The organism is Sphingobium sp. GW821-FHT02B05 (assembly GCF_059421905.1).
The window spans coordinates 14,508-28,465 of record NZ_JBWKVW010000012.1; the positions used below are offsets into that span (position 1 = coordinate 14,508).

Consider the following 13,958-nt stretch of genomic DNA (forward strand, 5'->3'; position numbering starts at 1 on the left):
TTCGTTAAGGTGGAAGGCGCAGCCTTGGGCCGCTCCACGAGAAACCGATGCAAGGATGACGGCATGGCCTCGCGCGAACGAAGAGAGGATTTATCGAGCCCGGACATGTCCGGACCCTCGCTGCTGGCCCTTGCCCGCCAGACGCAGCAGGCGCGGATAAACTGTTCCGAACATTTTCCCAAAAATGTGTTCCGCGATTCCGCCTGGGACATCATGCTGGAACTGTTCGCAGTCGCGGAGGAGGGCCGCTTCCTGTGCGTCAAGGACATCATGGCCATATCCGGCGAGAGTGCCACGGGCACGATGCGCCGTATCGAAAGCCTGGAGGAGGCGGAGCTCGTCGTCCGCCGCTTCGACCCGCGCGATCATCGCCGGATGCGGGTGGTTCTGAGCGATAAGGGGCGGGAGGCGATGATCTCCTTCCTTCAGCATCTGTTCGAGGTCGGCGAGACGGCGTCGCATAGCGATGTCCCGATCCGCCCCATTTCCTTCGTTCCTCTAACCCCGCGCCGGTCGCCCAATGGTCTGCGCGATTGTAGCTGACGCATGACATCCGCCGCGCACAGGATCGTCTCTGCCACTTTGTCGGCGCTGATACTGATCGCGCTTTTGGCGATGCCGGCGCTGTGGCGGCAGTCGCCAACCGCCGTGCCAGCACAGACCGCCATCGTCGTTCGGGCGAGGCCCGTACCGATCGATCAGGCGCCAGCCGTGCCCAAAGTGGAGCCGGCCCAAATCTATGCGCTCCCCACGGACAAGGCGCGGGCGCTCAATGCGGCCATGCCCTTCTCACACCGGGCCAATCCCGCTGCCAGCCCTTTTCACTTTACCGGCGGCGCGTCGGATCTGGCCCGCGCCACTGACTGCCTTGCCTCCGCGCAAATCTATGAGGCGGGCGACGATGTCGTTGGCGAGCAGGCGGTGGCGCAGGTGGTGCTCAACCGCGTGCGTCATCCCGCTTTCCCCAAATCGGTGTGCGGCGTCGTGTTTCAGGGGCAGGAGCGGCGGAGCGGCTGCCAGTTTACCTTCACTTGCGACGGGGCATTGGCGCGGACGCCATCGCCTGCGGCCTGGACGCGCGCGCGGACTATCGCCAAAGCGGCGCTGGCTGGCGCGATATTCCGGCCCGTCGGACTCGCGACCCATTATCATACCGATTGGGTCGTGCCCTATTGGAGCGCCAGTCTGGACAAGACGGCCAAGGTCGGCACGCACCTCTTCTTCCGCTGGGCCGGCTGGTGGGGCACACCGCCCGCCTTTCAGTCTTCGACTGGCGGTACCGAGCCGCTGATCGGCCGGATCGCACGCCTGTCTATGGCCCATCGCGACGGCGCATTGCCCGCAATGGCGGCACAAGAAAGCGCCGATCCGAGCGGCGCCGTGCCGGTTGCGGGGCTGGTCATGCCAGCCGCCAACAAGAGCTGGACCCCGGCGCCGGCCATACCCCTGCCAGTGGGTGTGCGACGAAGCCCGCCGCTTGAGATGGTGGAGGGCAGCGCAAGGCGTGAGGTCGCGCAGATCGCATTGGCGCCGGTGGGGCAATAGCGCGCTCCAGGCGATCAAGGTTGCGTCACCGAAACGGGGCGCTATGGGACGGTTGCGATGAACCATGTCCCGTCTTCCCGGTTGCTGGGCGGCCTGATCCTGGCCGTGGCGGCAGGCATGACGGGATGGGCGCTGTCTGCTGCGCCGATGCGCAAGGCCCCACCTGCACCCCGCCGGATCGTGTCGCTTAACCTGTGCGCGGATCAGCTGGTGGTGGCGCTGGCCGATCGCGACCAGATCGCCGGGCTGACGCATAATGCCGCCGATCCGCATATGTCCGCCGTGGCCGGGCAGGTACGGGGCCTGCCTGTCCTGAACGGATCGGCCGAAGCCGTGCTGGCCGCCAACCCCGACCTGATGATCGGCATGCCGGTGCGGCGCAATCCGGCGATCGCGGTGCTCAAGGCGCGCCATTATCCGGCGCTGGATCTCAAGGGCGCCGATAGTTACGAGGCGATAGTCGCCTCCATCCGCGATGTGGCGAAGGCGGTCGGCCATTCTGCGCGGGGCGAAACCCTCATCGCGCAGATGGATGCGGAGCTTAGCCATATCGGCAAGGCGCCGCCCGGCCGGATCGCGGCCTATTATCAGCGGCGCGGCTATCTGACAGGCACGGGTACGTTGATCGACGATCTGATGCAGCGGGCCGGCCTCACCAACCTTGCCGGTACGCTGGGCAGGCCACCCCTGTCGCAGATGCGGCTGGAGGAGGTCGTCGCTGCACGACCTGACTATCTGATCGTCGATAGTGCGACCGACCGGGTGACCGATCAGGGCACGGAAATGATGCACCACCCCGCGCTCCACAGCATCAAGCGGATCGGCATCCCACAGGCGTGGACCGTGTGCGGCGGCCCGGCCTATGTGAAGGCCGCCCGCGCTATGGCGCAGGCAGCCGCGTCCTAAAATTCGATGCCGGGCTGCGCCTTGACGCCCTGCTCGCGGAAGGGGTGCTTGAGCAGCGTCATTTCAGTGGCCAGATCGGCCTGTTCGACCAGCGCGTCGGGCGCGTTGCGGCCGGTGACGATGACATGCTTCATATCCGGTCGCGCGGCCAGCACCGCCAGCACCTCGTCCAGCGGCAGATAGTCGTAGCGCAGCACGATATTGAGCTCGTCGGCCAGCACCATGGCATAGCCGGGGTCGGCGATCATGCGCTTCACCTCTTCCCACGCCTCGCGCGCCAGGGCGATGTCGCGCGCGCGATCCTGCGTGTTCCAGGTGAAGCCTTCGCCCATCGCCTTGAATTCGATCCTGTCGGGAAAGGCATCGAACACTTGCCGTTCGCCCGTGGTCATCGCCCCCTTCACGAACTGGACGACGCCGACCTTCATGCCATGGCCGATCGCGCGCACGACCATGCCGAGCGCGGCCGTGGTCTTGCCCTTGCCCTTTCCGGTGTGGACGATCAGCAGGCCCTTCTCCACCGTCTTGCCGGCGATGATCCGGTCATGCGCCGCCTGCTTCTTCTGCATCTTGGCCCTATGCTGTTCCTCGGTGCGTTCCACCATCATCATGCTCCCGATAGGCTGGCGAGCAGCAGGCCCGCACTGTTGGATTTTGGTTTCCACAAGCCGCGTTCCAGCGCCTCGCTCAGGCGCGCGGCGGTTTCGCGCAGGGCGGCGGGGTTGGCGTCCGCCATGAAGGCGCGCACCGCCTCATCCTCGATGAAGGCGGCGTGGACGGCGTCGAAATGATGGTCGCGCACGGCATGGGTCGTGGCGGCGAAGGCGAAGAGATAATCGACCGAGGCGGCAATCTCGAACGCGCCCTTATAGCCATGGCGCATGATGCCCGCGATCCATTTGGGATTGGTGACGCGCCCGCGTACGATGCGGCCGATCTCATCCTCCAGCGTGCGGATCACGGGGCGTTCGGGGCGGCTATGGTCGTTATGGTAACTGACGGGTTTTTGCCCTTTCAGATGCTCGACCGCAGCGGCGATGCCGCCTTCGAACTGATAATAATCGTCGCTGTCCAACAGGTCATGTTCGCGATTATCCTGATTCTGGACGACGGCATCGGCTTCGCTCAGGCGGGTGGCGAACAGGCCTCGTTCGGCGTCGCCCTCCACCCCCGCGCCATAGGCATAGCTGCCCCAGTCGAGATAGACGTCGGCCAGGTCGGCGCGGCTGTGCCATAATTTCTCGTCGATCATCGCCTGAAGCCCCGCGCCATAGGCGCCCGGCTTCGACCCGAAGACGCGCGCCCCCGCACGCCGGGCGGCGGTGGCGTCGTCCTGCCCCTCACCGATCAGGGCTTCGGTCTCGCGCCTGTGGCGGGCGGCGGCGGGATTATCCGCCTCCGGCTCGTCCAATGCCATGACCGCGCGGGCGGCACTGTCGATCAGGTCCATCTGTTCGGGAAAGGCATCGCGGAAGAAGCCCGACACGCGCAAGGTCACGTCCACACGCGGCCGGCCCAGTTCCGCCAGCGTCATCATCTCGAATCCGACGACCCGCCCGGACGTCCAGTCCCAGCGCGGCCGCACGCCCATCAGCGCCAGCGCCTGCGCGATGTCGTCGCCGCCGGTGCGCATATTGGCGGTGCCCCAGGCGGACAGGGCCATGGCGCGCGGATAATCGCCCTCCCGCTGGAAATAATCCTCGACCAATAGTTGCGCCGACTTCTTCCCCAGTTCCCAGGCGACGGCGGTGGGCACGGCGCGGGTATCGACCGAAAAGAAATTGCGCCCGGTCGGCAGCACATCGGGCCGCCCCCGTGTCGGCGCGCCGGATGGCCCAGGCATGACGAAACGGCCATCCAGGCCGCAGAACAGCGCCTGCATTTCACGCTGGCCGCAAGCATCGACGCGGGGGGCGAGGTCGTCGGCAATGGCGTCCAGCACCATCACCGTGGCCTTGCCCCATGCGGGGCGAGGGTCGCTGTCGACCAACATCGCCGCCAGCAATTCCAGCCGTTCCACCGTATCGCCATGGGTGCGCCAAGGCTCGTCCGATATATCGGCCAATGCCTTTGGCCGCGTGCCGCTCCAGCGATCGCCCATCCGGCAATCGAGCGGGTCGAAATCGAGGCCCAGATCCTGCGCCATAGCCCGCAGCAGCGACGTTTGCCCGCCATGGTCGTATCCACGCGGCGTCCGCGCCAGCGCGATCAGCAGGTCGCGGCGCAGCCGGCCTTCTGGCGAAACGCCAAAGACATGCAATCCGTCGCGGATCTGCAATTCCTTCAGCTCGCACAGATAATTGTCGATCGCCGACAGCGCATCGTCGTCATCGCCCTGCGCGCCGGCATCCTTGTCCAGACCCTGGCTCTGCGCGAGGTCGATGATGTCGCGCCGCAACCGGTCCAGCCGGCGCGGGTCCATGCCGGCCGCCAGATAATATTCATCGACCAGCGCTTCGAGTTGCTTGAGCGGCCCATAGGTTTCGGCGCGGGTCAGCGGCGGGGTCAGATGATCCACGATCACCGCGCCGATGCGCCGCTTCGCCTGCGTGCCTTCACCCGGATCGTTGACGATGAAGGGGTAAAGTTGCGGCAGCGGCCCGGCGCAGATTTCCGGGAAGCAGTTTTCGGACAGGGACACCGCCTTGCCCGGCAGCCATTCCAGATTGCCATGCTTGCCGACATGGACGACCGCCTGCGCGCCGAAATGCGCCTCCAGCCAGATATGGAAGGCGAGATAGGCGTGCGGTGGCGGCAGCGCGGGGTCGTGATAGCTGGCCTTGGGGTCGATATTATAGCCGCGCGCCGGCTGAACAGCGAGTGCGACACCCCCGAAGCGATGCACGGCGAGGCGAAAGGCGCCGTCGCGCACTAAGGGATCGGCCTCCGGATCGCCCCAGCGCTCGACCATGGCGGCGCGCGCTTGTGCCGGAATGCCAGCAAAGGCGGCGCGATAATCGGTCAATGGCAGGGCGACGTCGCCGGGACGATCCAGCGAGGACAGGTCGTTGGTGACGCCGCCGGTCAGCAGGGCCATCAGGCCTGCGCCGGTCCTGGGCGCACTGCCGATATCATAGCCCGCCGCCGCCAGTCCGGCGAGGATCGCGGCGGCGCTGGCCGGCGTGTCGAGGCCTACGCCATTGCCGATCCGCCCATCGCGATTGGGATAATTGGCCAGCACCAGCGCCACGCGCCGTTCGCTTGCTGGCTTACGCCGCAGCCGTGCCCAGTTGGCGGCGAGATCGGCGACGAAGGCGACGCGGTCGGGCGCCACGCGCGGGACGATGATGCCGCATTGGGTCAGATCATCGAACCGCTCAGCCGCCTTGAAGGCGACGGCACGGGTGAAGATGCGCCCGTCCACTTCGGGCAGCACCACATTCATGGCCAGGTCGCGGGGGCCAAGGCCGCGGGCGGCATCCTGCCATTCGCCCTGTTCGACGCCGGCAAAGGCCAGTTGGAGAATGGGGCAGTCGGCCCGTTCCAATATACTGGCCGTGCGCGGATCGGATGTGGTGGAGGCGGCAAAGCTGGTCGCGTTCAGGATGACGTCCGCCCGGATGTCGGCCAATATGCCTTTCAACCAGTCCATCGCGAACGGTTCGCGCAAGGCCCGGACGTGGATCGGCGCGACATTGAAACCGCGCGCCTCCAGCGCTGCGGTCATCGCATCCACCGCGTCCAGCGTGCCGGCCACCATCAGCGCGCGGTAGAAGATCAGGCAGGCGACGGGGGCGCCTTGCCTCCAGCGCATGCGCAGGTCGGACAGGGCAGGGCGATCGACGCCGGAGAGATAGAGGCCGGCATCGGCGACCGGCACCGGATCGTCGGGCATGCCGGCATCGCGCCCGATCGTGTGCGCAGCCGTGCGCAGGAAGCCCAGCGCATTGGCCATGCCACCCTGCCGCAGATAGGCGCGCAGCCGGTCGATCAATGCCGCCGGCACGGTCGACGCCCGGTCGAGCGCAGGGTCATCCTCCCGCCCGTCGGCGATCGCGGCGAAGGCGATGCCCCGCTCCCGCGCGACCTGCGCGATTTCATCTATGCCATAGGGCCAGTAGCTTTTGCCGCCGAGCAGGATGACGCAGACGAATTTCGCCTTGGCGATCACCTTCTCGACATAAAGGTCGACCGAATAGGGGTGGCGCAGCTGGAGCAGATTGGCGAGGCGCACGCTGGGCGCACTGCCCGTCGGATCTTCATCCGTCAGGCGCGCCGCCGCCTTGGCGAAGCAGGCCAGTTCGCTGTCCGCCACCGTCAGGATCACGATATCGCCCGGCGACTGGTCCAGGTCGATCGCCTCCTCGCCATTGGATATCGTGCCGGGCGTGGCGGACAGAAGATGCATCAGCCGATGACCGGCTTGAGCGCATCCTCTATGGCAGGGCGATCCAGCCCCTTCTGGCCGATCACGACCAGCTGGGTGCGCCGGGTTTCCCCGTCCTTCCAGGCGCGGTCGAAATAATGCTGGATGCGCGGGCCGACCGCCTGCACCACCAGCCGCGATGGTTTGCCGGCCACCGCCACCATGCCCTTGACCCGCAAAATGTCATGGGCGGCAATCGTGGCGTTCAGCTGCGCGACCAGCGCATCGACATCGGCAATATCGCCGCCCGACAGGATGAAGCTGTCGAAATCATCATGGTCATGCTCCTCCATCCCGTCGATATGCGACGGGCGGGCGTCCAGATCATCTTCGGCCGCCGCGCTCAGGCCCAGCAGTGCGGCCGGATCGACGGCGCCTTGCGCGCTATGGATGATCGCCACGCCGGGGCGGGTTTCCGCCTTCACCTGCGCCTCCACCGTCGCCAGCGTGGCGGCGTCGACCAGGTCGGTCTTGTTCAGCACCACCATGTCGGCGCAGACCAGTTGCTCCTCGAACAATTCCTCCAGCGGGCTGTCATGGTCCAGATTGGGGTCGGCCGCGCGCGCCGCCGCCAATGCCGCCTCGTCCGTGGCGAAGCGGCCGGCCGCCACCGCGTCGGCGTCGATCAGCGCGATCACCCCGTCCACCGTGGCGCGGGTGCGGATGTCGGGCCATTGGAACGCCTTCACCAGCGGCTTGGGCAGGGCCAGGCCGCTGGTTTCGATGATGATATGGTCGGGTGGATTGGGCCGGTCGAGCAGCTTCTGCATGGTCGGCAGGAAATCGTCGGCCACGGTGCAGCAGATGCAGCCATTGGCCAGTTCGACGATATCGTCCTCCGGGCAGGCCGCGTCATTGCAGCCCTTCACCAGTTCGCCGTCCACGCCGACATCGCCAAATTCGTTGATGATGAGCGCCAGCCGGCGCCCCTTGGCATTGTGCAACATATGGCGGATCAGCGTGGTCTTGCCCGCGCCCAGAAATCCGGTGATGACGGTGGTCGGCACTTTGCTCATGATCTTGTCCCTTATCGCGCGTTATCAAAAACGCAGGGACGTACCGTTTGCGAACGGTCGATGAGCGAGAGCGGTCGGGCACCCATGTCAGGGCAGCCGGCCTTCGCGCATCGTGCGGCCCCTGCCGCTTCGTTCGTCGCTCAGACGGGTTGGACCGTGCCCTGGCCATCCCCTGGACCAAAGCAAGAGCGACCAGACGCCGGCAGGTCTCCTGGCTCATGGGTCATCGCTTGATACACGGCCTTCCCAGGCCTCGCATGTTGCAGCGTCCGGCCCAGTGGCTGCGGCACGGGCGCCTTGCCCCGTCGCATCTGTGTATCGCGCTCGCCACTTACAGTTGCAGGGACAGCCTCGGATTAGGGCTGCTTGTCGCCGCCCGCACCGCGTTCCCATTTTAAGCCTCTTGCGAGGCACCGGCGCGATCTTTTCGCCCTATGTCGCAAGACGCATGGGCAGACATGCGGATAGAGGCGGCAATGAAGGTCCGCAACTCTTTTCAGCCCGGCTCCAGCGACTGGAGCCGCCAGCGGCCATTGAAGGACAGGGTGGTGCGCGATAGCGGTGCGATGTCGATGGACAGGCTGGCGCGCAACGGCATGTCGAGCGCATGGGCGATTACGGCGCGGATCGGCATCGGGTGGGTCAGGGCGCAGACGGATGCCTCGCTCGCGGCAAGGGCATCAAGCCAGGCGCCCATGCGCAACTGACAGGCATACAGGCTCTCGCCATCCGGGCTACCCTGCGCCGGATCGGCCAGCCATTGGGCCAGCGCGTCGGGTTCCTGCGCCGCGATCGTCGCAAAACCGTGCCCGGCCCAGCGGCCATGGTCGATGTCGCGCAATGCCGGTTGGGGCAGGGGCGTGACGCCCATGGCCTGCGCCGTTTCCATGGCGGACAGGGAGGGACTGGACTGTACCGAATGTCGGAAACGGGCGGGCAGCGACAGCGCGGCGGCATCGCGCCGGCCAGCATCGTCCAGCGCCTCGTCAACGGCAGGAAAGCCACCCCGTCGGCTGGCGCGCGTCGGTCCGGCACAAAGCAACAGCAATAATGTCGGCAGCACAGCCTCCGGCAGATGATTGACGGCGTCCCCCCGCTCAGCCTAAAGCACGGGTCGTTCAGAAAGAAGAAGCCGGTGCAATTCCGGCGCGGTCGCGCCACTGTTATCGCCGTCCATAGCCGACGTCGAGAGCCAGACCTTCCTTCCGAACTGCGACATCATTTCCGGGGACGCGCAATCCCGTGCAGGAGTATCAGGCCATGGCGAACACCGCCGCTCTGTTCGACGATCCGTTCATCCCCGTTCGTGGCGATGCCACCATCCCGGTCGCGGATATCGCGCCCTGGGCCGTGCTGGGCACGCTGATCGCGCTCATCTTCCTCTATTTCGTCAGCACCGAACAGGGGGCCTTGGCGCTGTTCGACGGCATGTATGTGCATGAATATGTGCATGACGGCCGCCATCTCCTCGGCTTTCCCTGTCACTGACGCCCGGTCATGACCCGGACATTATTGTGGCGCGGGATGCTGGCCGGCATCCTGGCGGCCCTGCTCGCCACATTGGTCGCGCGCGTGATCGCCGAACCGCAGATCGACCTGGCGATCGGTTATGAGGCGTCGCATGCCGCGCATCATGCCCCGGCGCCGGGTGGTGAACCGGAACTGGTGAGCCGCGATACGCAGAAGGGCGCTGGGCTGTTCACGGCGCTGGCTCTCTATGGCGCTGCGGTGGGCGGCATCTTCTCGCTGGTGTTCGCTTACGGCTATGGCCGGTTCGGTCGGGTCGGACCGCGCAGCTTCGCGCTGCTGCTGGCCGGCCTCGCTTTCCTGCTGGTCGTCATCGTGCCGGGGATCAAATATCCCCAAACGCCCCCTGCCGTGGGCCAGCATGAAACGGTGGACATCCGCACCGCCGCCTATTTCATGATGATCGGCCTGTCGATAGCCGCGGCGGTGATTGCGGCCCATGTCCGCACGGCGCTGCTGCGCTCGCTGCGGCCTCTCGACGCGACCTTGCTGGCCGTGGGCGTTTTTGCGCTGGTCGTGGGCGTCGGCCAACATCTGCTACCCGTCATCGATGAAGTGCCGGCCGATTTCCCGGCCTCCCTTTTGTGGAATTTCCGCATCGCATCGATCGCCAGCCAGGCGGTCCTTTGGGGAACGATCGGCATTGCCTTTGGCCTTTGGGCGGAACCTGTGCTGCGGCGCGGATAGCGTCGCGAGCGCAGTACAATCTGAAAATCATCGCGGTCCGGCCGCTGTGGGTCGATTACGCGCGACCGCGACTTTGCCGATTTCTCATAGGTGGGCGTCGCGATTTTGTTTCTCGCCTGCGTCATACTTTGGAAGAGGGGCTTGTGGATTACGGCCCGTCCTTCGTTGAGCGGGGCAGGGGGACATGACGACATGCCCCCCATGCAGCTTGAATTCGCCGAAGAGAGGCATGGTCTAACATCATGGTCGATTTCCCTACTTTCGCCGCCTTGATCCGCAAAGGCGAACGCAGCAACATGCGCGCTGGCCGCATTGAGCAGAAGGGGGTACGGTGATGCAGGGCGATGTCATGACCTGGCTCATTCCGCTGATTTCGATGCTCGCCGCCGGGCTGCTGGCGGGTTTTGCCGCCGGCATTTTCGGCATCGGCGGCGGCTTTGTCGTGGTGCCTGCGCTGCTGGTCGTCCTGCCGCTGCTGGGCGGCACGCATGACGCCATCGCCCATGTCGCCATCGGCACCTCCGCCGCGACGATCATCGTCACCTCCATCCGTTCGCTGCTGGCGCATGCCAAGCGTGGCGCGGTCGAGTTTGATGTGCTCAAGACCTGGGCACCCTGGATCGTGTTGGGTTGCGGTGCGGGTGTCATGCTCGCCAGCCATGTCGACGGCACCACGCTCAAGATGATCTTCGGCGGCGGCGTCATCCTCATGTCGCTCAACTTCCTGCTGCCCAAGGTCAGCGACAAGGTGGTCAGCGACCATATGCCGTCGGGCATCCTGCGCGTCGGCATCGCTGGCGGTCTGGGCACCTTTTCGTCGCTGCTGGGCATCGGCGGAGGCACCATCGCCATCATGGTGATGACGCTGTGCGGCCGCACGATCCACCGCGCCATCGCCACAGCTTCGGGCATCGGCACGCTGATCGCCATTCCCACGACCATCGGCTTTGCCATCATCGGCCTCAAGGAAGGCGGGCTGCCGTGGGGATCGCTCGGCTATATCAACATCCCCGCGACATTGGCGATCGCGTCCATGTCGATGCTGACCGCGCCGCTCGGGGTTGCCGCCGCCCACAGCCTGCCGGCCGGCCCGCTCAAGAAGATTTTCGGCGTCTATCTGCTCATCATCGGCGCCCTGATGTTGCGTGCTGGCCTGAAGTTCTAAAGCCCGCCAGTTCCGATATTGCGCAGGGCCGCCAGCGACACGCTTTAACAGGCTTTGTCACTGGCGGCCTTTCGCGTTATCTGCGAGCGGGGGGACCATGATGGCGCAGGCGGACGCAATTTCGGTATTGCTGGTGGAGGATGACGAGGCGGCACGCGCCAACATCGCAACCATATTGAGCGGCGCCGGCATGGTTGTGGAACAGGCGACCGATGGCGTCACCGGCCTCAACCGCGCGGGCGGCGGCGGCCACGACGTCATCATCCTCGACCGCATGCTGCCTCATTTGTCCGGCATAGACATCGTCACCCGCCTGCGCGTCGCGGGCGTTGGCGCCCCTGTGCTGATGCTGTCGGCGCTGGGCCGCAGCGAACATCGGGTCGAGGGGCTGGAAAGCGGCGTCGACGACTATCTCGCCAAGCCGTTCGAGCCGGAGGAGCTCGTCGCCCGCGTCCGCGCACTCTGGCGCCGTGCCAGCCGGCGCAGCCATGAACCGGTCCTGCTGTTCGGCGATCTGGAATGCCATGTGAAGGCGCGCACCGCCTTTCGTCAGGGCAGGCATCTGCCGCTCTCGCCCAAGGAATTTGAACTGTTCCGTTACCTGATGGAACATGCCGGTGAAGTGGTGACGCGCGAAATGCTGCTGCGTCAGGTGTGGAAGCTCAGCTTCGATCCGCAGACCAATGTGGTCGATGTCAATGTGGGTCGTCTGCGCCGCAAGCTGGAGGACGGGTTTGACGGTCCGGTGCTGGAAACCGTGTGGGGTACCGGATATCGGCTGATCGTGGCGACGTCGGGACCCGGCCTTGCCTAGACCCGACCTGTTCCGCTCGGTCTTCGGGCGGGTCACGCTTTCGGCGCTGCTGGTCAGCCTGCTCTCTACGCTGGCGCTGTTCCTGGTGGTGCAGAAGATCGTCGATGATGATGGCCGGACCATGCTGGCGCGCGAAGTCGATACCGACCTGGCCGGCCTTGCCGACATCTATCTCAGCAGCGACGTAACCGAACTGCGCGCACGCATCGCCGACCGTCTCGCCATGAACCGGGAGGATGGCGAGCGCAGCTGGTATCTGCTGACCGATCCGGCAGGTCGCCGCCTTGCCGGCAATCTCGATCGCTGGCCCGTCATCGCATCCGAAGTTTCGGAAGCGCGCTTCATTACGCTGCCTGACGGCGACCGCATGTTCGCCCGTGCCACGCAATTGGGCACTGGCGCCCGCCTGCTGGTGGGGCGCAGCAGCTATCGCGGGCAGGCGCTGCTTGGCCGCCTTGCTACCGCCTTTGCCGTGGCGGGCGCGGGCATTGCGCTGCTCAGTCTCATTGCGGGTCATTTCGCCGCCCGTCGCCTGCGCGCGCGGGTGGAGGTGGTCAATGCCACATTCGCCGCCGTGCGCGCCGGTCGCATCGCCGCCCGCGCGCCGGGGGCGGGGGCCAATGACGAACTGGCCGAACTGGCGGCCAACACCAACGAGATGCTCGACCAGGTCGAACGGCTGGTGGAGGCGCAGCGCGCCGTGTCGGACCAGACCGCGCATGAAATCCGGACGCCCCTGATGCACCTCGATACGCGCATCCTCAAGGCGATGGAAAGCACGCAGGATATGGCCCTGCTGCGGACTCTGGACCAGTCGCGGGCGGAAATTCGCGGCGTCGTCCGCCTGCTCGATTCGCTGCTCGACATTGCAGGTACGCAGGCGATGCGGGGGGATCCGCGCGGCATGGCCGAAGTGGATCTGAGCGATATCGCCGAAAGTCTGGCCGACCTCTACGGCGCCAGTGCGGAGGATCTGGGCATCGGCTTCCATGCGCGGATCGCGCCGGGAGTGCGCAGCCGGGCGGACCCGATGCAGATGACGCGCCTGATGTCCAACCTGCTGGACAATGCGTTCAAATATGTGCCGAGCGGCGGGTCCGTCGTCCTCGAACTGGGGCCGGGGCCGCGCATCGTGGTGCAGGATAACGGTCCGGGGATACCTCCTGCCGATCGGGACCGGGTGTTTGAACGCTATGTCCGCCTTGACGGCGCGCGGGGTGGCGGGCATGGCCTTGGCCTCGCCCTCGCCAGGGCGATCGCAGAGCGGCATGACTTGTCGCTGCATGTGGAGGACGCCGCGCCCGGTGCGCGCTTCGTGCTTCAGCCGGAGATTCGCGATGATTAGGCTGCTGCTGCCCGGATTGCTGATGATTGCTGGCCCCGCTGCGCCCGCGGCGGACCTATCGCCGCCCGACCCCGTGCTGCGCACGCTGCTGGAAGGTGATGCGGCTGATCGGGCGGGTAACCATGCAGCATTGCTCGACACGGCGCAGATATTGACGGCCTTGGGCGCGAAGCCCGCAGACGGGCAGGCTGACCTCGTCACCCAATGGACGCAGGAAGCGCATGACCATGGCGTCACGGCTTCCGGACTCGGTTTTCGTGGACGCGCGCTAGGACCGGCCTATCGCCACGGCTCCCTGGAGGCAGGACGCAGCATGACGGTGCGCCAGCTTTTCTTTGCCGGGCAGCGTGCCCAGATTTCGGTTGCTCCTGCGCGTGGCGCCGCCAATCTGACGATGCGGGTGCAGGCGGCGGACGGCAATACGCTCTGCGCCAAGCCGATCGGCGGTTCGCAGGCGAACTGTGTCTGGCTGCCGCTTTTTACCGATCGCTATGACATCGTGATCGAAAATGGCGGTGCGGCACCTGCGGCCTTCTACATGGTCGTTCGATGAAGATATCGCGCTGATTTTACGCGAAAAATCGCGG

General features: G+C 65.9%; 12 protein-coding genes, 1 pseudogene and 1 riboswitch. Of the genes and pseudogenes, 9 read left to right on the forward strand and 4 right to left on the reverse strand.

The window, feature by feature from the left end; genetic code table 11:
• Positions 1-105 precede the first annotated feature (105 nt).
• The 3 genes and pseudogenes from AC07UX_RS19465 to AC07UX_RS19475 all read left to right on the forward strand — a co-directional run bounded on the left by AC07UX_RS19465 (position 106) and on the right by AC07UX_RS19475 (position 2,451).
• Positions 106-543, forward strand: coding sequence for a winged helix DNA-binding protein (locus AC07UX_RS19465; protein ID WP_495193633.1), 438 nt, complete (start codon positions 106-108; stop codon positions 541-543).
• Between the two features lie 3 nt (positions 544-546).
• Positions 547-1,386, forward strand: a pseudogene (locus tag AC07UX_RS19470) (cell wall hydrolase); the annotation flags it as partial.
• A 216-nt stretch (positions 1,387-1,602) separates the two neighbouring features.
• Positions 1,603-2,451, forward strand: a complete 849-nt coding sequence (locus AC07UX_RS19475) for an ABC transporter substrate-binding protein (protein ID WP_495193634.1) — start codon at positions 1,603-1,605, stop codon at positions 2,449-2,451.
• Here the strand turns inward: AC07UX_RS19475 and cobO are convergent.
• From cobO to AC07UX_RS19495, 4 genes are all read right to left on the reverse strand, one after another.
• Positions 2,448-3,056: a cob(I)yrinic acid a,c-diamide adenosyltransferase gene (gene cobO, locus AC07UX_RS19480; protein WP_495193695.1), complete on the reverse strand. Its 609-nt coding sequence runs from the start codon at positions 3,054-3,056 to the stop codon at positions 2,448-2,450. The genes AC07UX_RS19475 and cobO overlap by 4 nt on opposite strands.
• Positions 3,057-3,058: 2 nt before the next feature.
• Entirely contained in the window at positions 3,059-6,799 is a 3,741-nt protein-coding gene (cobN, locus tag AC07UX_RS19485; protein WP_495193635.1) for a cobaltochelatase subunit CobN, read from the reverse strand.
• Positions 6,799-7,833: a cobalamin biosynthesis protein CobW gene (cobW, locus tag AC07UX_RS19490; RefSeq protein WP_495193636.1), complete on the reverse strand. Its 1,035-nt coding sequence runs from the start codon at positions 7,831-7,833 to the stop codon at positions 6,799-6,801. The genes cobN and cobW overlap by 1 nt, the downstream gene beginning before the upstream one ends.
• A gap of 184 nt (positions 7,834-8,017) precedes the next feature.
• Positions 8,018-8,261: riboswitch (cobalamin riboswitch) on the reverse strand.
• Positions 8,262-8,329: 68 nt separating this feature from the next.
• Positions 8,330-8,896, reverse strand: a complete 567-nt coding sequence (locus tag AC07UX_RS19495; protein ID WP_495193637.1) for a histidine phosphatase family protein — start codon at positions 8,894-8,896, stop codon at positions 8,330-8,332.
• A gap of 197 nt (positions 8,897-9,093) precedes the next feature.
• Between AC07UX_RS19495 and AC07UX_RS19500 the strand changes: the two genes are divergently transcribed.
• From AC07UX_RS19500 to AC07UX_RS19525, 6 genes are all read left to right on the forward strand, one after another.
• The gene (locus AC07UX_RS19500; protein WP_495193638.1) at positions 9,094-9,321 is read left to right on the forward strand and encodes a CbtB domain-containing protein; all 228 of its coding nucleotides are present in this window, start codon (positions 9,094-9,096) and stop codon (positions 9,319-9,321) included.
• Between the two features lie 9 nt (positions 9,322-9,330).
• Positions 9,331-10,047 (forward strand): CbtA family protein, encoded by a 717-nt coding sequence (locus AC07UX_RS19505; RefSeq protein ID WP_495193639.1) that lies wholly within the window; start codon positions 9,331-9,333, stop codon positions 10,045-10,047.
• A gap of 334 nt (positions 10,048-10,381) precedes the next feature.
• Positions 10,382-11,212 (forward strand): sulfite exporter TauE/SafE family protein, encoded by an 831-nt coding sequence (locus tag AC07UX_RS19510; RefSeq protein ID WP_495193640.1) that lies wholly within the window; start codon positions 10,382-10,384, stop codon positions 11,210-11,212.
• Positions 11,213-11,312: 100 nt separating this feature from the next.
• A complete protein-coding gene (locus tag AC07UX_RS19515) occupies positions 11,313-12,026 on the forward strand; it encodes a response regulator transcription factor (protein ID WP_495193696.1) in 714 nt (237 codons plus the stop codon).
• Positions 12,019-13,371: a sensor histidine kinase gene (locus AC07UX_RS19520; protein ID WP_495193641.1), complete on the forward strand. Its 1,353-nt coding sequence runs from the start codon at positions 12,019-12,021 to the stop codon at positions 13,369-13,371. Before AC07UX_RS19515 ends, AC07UX_RS19520 begins: the two co-directional genes overlap by 8 nt.
• Positions 13,364-13,924, forward strand: a complete 561-nt coding sequence (locus AC07UX_RS19525; protein WP_495193642.1) for a hypothetical protein — start codon at positions 13,364-13,366, stop codon at positions 13,922-13,924. Before AC07UX_RS19520 ends, AC07UX_RS19525 begins: the two co-directional genes overlap by 8 nt.
• Positions 13,925-13,958 lie beyond the last annotated feature (34 nt).

Excerpts from the sequence above, each read along its gene's own strand:
- AC07UX_RS19475 (WP_495193634.1), top strand. The coding sequence starts at position 1,603 with ATGAACCATGTCCCGTCTTCCCGGTTGCTGGGCGGCCTGATCCTGGCC.
- AC07UX_RS19465 (WP_495193633.1), top strand. The coding sequence starts at position 106 with ATGTCCGGACCCTCGCTGCTGGCCCTTGCCCGCCAGACGCAGCAGGCG.
- cobN (WP_495193635.1), bottom strand. The coding sequence starts at position 6,799 with ATGCATCTTCTGTCCGCCACGCCCGGCACGATATCCAATGGCGAGGAG.
- AC07UX_RS19500 (WP_495193638.1), top strand. The coding sequence starts at position 9,094 with ATGGCGAACACCGCCGCTCTGTTCGACGATCCGTTCATCCCCGTTCGT.
- AC07UX_RS19505 (WP_495193639.1), top strand. The coding sequence starts at position 9,331 with ATGACCCGGACATTATTGTGGCGCGGGATGCTGGCCGGCATCCTGGCG.
- AC07UX_RS19515 (WP_495193696.1), top strand. The coding sequence starts at position 11,313 with ATGGCGCAGGCGGACGCAATTTCGGTATTGCTGGTGGAGGATGACGAG.
- cobW (WP_495193636.1), bottom strand. The coding sequence starts at position 7,833 with ATGAGCAAAGTGCCGACCACCGTCATCACCGGATTTCTGGGCGCGGGC.
- AC07UX_RS19525 (WP_495193642.1), top strand. The coding sequence starts at position 13,364 with ATGATTAGGCTGCTGCTGCCCGGATTGCTGATGATTGCTGGCCCCGCT.
- cobO (WP_495193695.1), bottom strand. The coding sequence starts at position 3,056 with ATGGTGGAACGCACCGAGGAACAGCATAGGGCCAAGATGCAGAAGAAG.
- AC07UX_RS19510 (WP_495193640.1), top strand. The coding sequence starts at position 10,382 with ATGCAGGGCGATGTCATGACCTGGCTCATTCCGCTGATTTCGATGCTC.